The 2,159-nt window shown below is 66.4% G+C and carries 2 protein-coding genes and 2 pseudogenes; 2 read left to right on the top strand and 2 right to left on the bottom strand.

The window, feature by feature from the left end; genetic code table 11:
• Positions 1 to 514: 514 nt before the first annotated feature.
• Positions 515 to 751, top strand: a complete 237-nt coding sequence (locus ACZ7GZ_RS43135; protein WP_471033310.1) for a hypothetical protein — start codon at positions 515 to 517, stop codon at positions 749 to 751.
• A 250-nt stretch (positions 752 to 1,001) separates the two neighbouring features.
• The gene (locus ACZ7GZ_RS43130) at positions 1,002 to 1,391 is read left to right on the top strand and encodes a DUF4232 domain-containing protein (RefSeq protein WP_471033308.1); all 390 of its coding nucleotides are present in this window, start codon (positions 1,002 to 1,004) and stop codon (positions 1,389 to 1,391) included.
• Between the two features lie 314 nt (positions 1,392 to 1,705).
• Here ACZ7GZ_RS43130 and ACZ7GZ_RS43125 read toward each other — a convergent pair.
• Together ACZ7GZ_RS43125 and ACZ7GZ_RS43120 are read right to left on the bottom strand one after the other, a co-directional pair.
• Positions 1,706 to 1,925: pseudogene (locus tag ACZ7GZ_RS43125) on the bottom strand (transposase); the annotation flags it as partial.
• Positions 1,922 to 2,159: pseudogene (locus tag ACZ7GZ_RS43120) on the bottom strand (transposase); the annotation flags it as partial. The pseudogenes ACZ7GZ_RS43125 and ACZ7GZ_RS43120, both read right to left, overlap by 4 nt.

Raw genomic sequence — 2,159 nt, 5'->3', positions numbered from 1 at the left:
ACCCCACCGAGCCCGGCAAAAGCGCCCCCGCACTCCCCAACACCACCAACACGACCGACGATTGATCGCCTACACCACATCAAGGGACACGACCGGGTGAGGAGGATCGCTAGCCTTGTTGATCTCCTGCGGGCGCCCGATGAGGGCCGGCTCACAGCCGTACGGGCATCGGTTTTCCGGAGACGGACGTCCCGCGGGGACCGACGGCACCTCAGCACCGCTTCCCGCTCTCCTTGCGCGAGATTGAAGGACGGCTGGTGAGCCTCAGCGTCCTGGCTGTTCCTGTTCCGGCCCAGGACGAAGGCGGGAGATGTACAGGTGGGTGGTCGGGGCGGGCGCTAGCGAAGGTGATGCACATCACACATTCGGAATGCCGCATGCGAAGTGAGTCGCTCGCGGGTCCAAAGGGCATACAGGGCTCTCGTCAACCAGGCAGAAGCGGAATCGTCCGTGGACTTGCCCGCCTGCAAGAGAAAGCGCACGCCCCCAACGCCCCGCGAAGGAACCAACCGACATGACCACATTCAAGGCAGCACCTGCCATTCCGGGCGTCCAGACTGACACCAGCTCCTGGTGCACCGACTGCGACGGCCGCCCCAGCGAGCGTATCGCCGTATTTCCCGCCGGAAGCACACGCGCCAGCCTCATGGCCGACCGGGCCGCGACCTCCCACGGCCATGGCGCCCACGTCCACTTCGTGGCACGCGGCGACCTGTTCGCTGTCGTCGTGCCGGTTACGCCGGCGCAGTGAGCAACTGGACAGACGAGGGCATCTCCCGTCTCGAGTACCACTATTTCCCCCACAGGCGCATCCTGAAGAGTGACGGACATCAACCTGCTCGCCCAATGGAGGCGAATATGCCATGTTCACTCACTTACGACACCGCTCCCGGCGTGTCGCTGTCACAGCACTGGCCGCGGTACTCGCCGCCGGCGCCACAGCAGGCGCCACGTGGACTACGACGGCGACACGGGCACCGGAAGGGCTCCGTACCTGCACCGTGAGCGACCTCTACCTGTCGATGGGCCCCAAGGAGGGCGCGGCGGGATCACTGTACTGGCCGATCAGGTTCACCAATACAAGCACCACCAACTGCGCCCTGCGTGGATATCCCGGCGTCAGCGTCCTCGACCCCGTACACCGCCAGATCGGCCCGGCTGCAGCCCGTTCCGGACTGCAGTATGCAAACGTCGCGCTCGCCCCGGCCCACTCCGCCGCATCCGTCATTCGCACCACCAACGGCACCGTTGGCGGGCCTTGTCTGTCCACCGGCACCTACCTGAGGGTTTATCCGCCAGCCTCGTACCGCGCGGTCCTCATCCCAGCCCCGTGGACGATCTGCTCCGGCCTCTTCGTGGTCGGCCCGGTCAACACCCAGGGCACTATCTGACGGCTGACACCGCGGACGAACAGCCGCGCGTTGTCGTGGACAGCCACCCCCGACCTATTGGCACCTTCTCGTGGTCCGGCACGTTCACCGCGGGCGCAACCATGATGACCTCCCGCGAGCCCGGCGGTCTCGGCCTCAGAAACAAGCGCGGTGCCCGGCTGGCACCTGATAGACGACTGGACAAGCGGACGGCTCACCCGACGACGTGCCACACCTGCCCGCCACTGAACCTCTTTCATCCTGCCTCTGGAGGGTCTGTCCGGTAAACGGTGTGACTGGTTTGGGTTCGGAGGTCGGATCCGGTTGTTGATGGGACGGTCATCGAGGGCGATGTCGAAGGGCTGAAGAGCCCGTTTCCAGCGGCTGGTCCAGCGTTTGCGGCTGGTGCCGGTCGCGTCGGGGGACGTCACCGCGAGGTAGGCGCATTTCAAGGCGGTGTTCTCGGAGGGAGAGTGGCCACGGGCCCTCACGGCCCGGCGGATGCGGGGTGTTCACCGGCTCGATGGCGTTGGTGGTGCAGACGAGCCGGCGGATTCGAGCCGGTCGAGGGCGACGACGGCGAGGTTGGCCAGGCTGCGTTTGAGATGCGCCCATACCCACTCGACCGGGTTGAGGTCGGGTGAGGAGGCGGGCAGCAGGAACACCGTCAGCCATGCGCGCTCGGCGATCAGCTCGCCCATGGCGCGGGAGACATGGGTGTTCAGGCGGTCCCACACCAGCACGAGCGGCGCCTTGACGAGCTGGTGGACGCCGTCGACCAGCGCGATG

The organism is Streptomyces sp. NPDC037288 (assembly GCF_055603265.1).
Note: the sequence above shows the minus strand (reverse complement) of the source record. Positions and strands in the feature narration are given on the sequence as shown.

What these genes read in the sequence shown, in the direction of transcription:
- ACZ7GZ_RS43135 (WP_471033310.1), top strand. Translation starts at nt 515, where the DNA reads ATGACCACATTCAAGGCAGCACCTGCCATTCCGGGCGTCCAGACTGAC.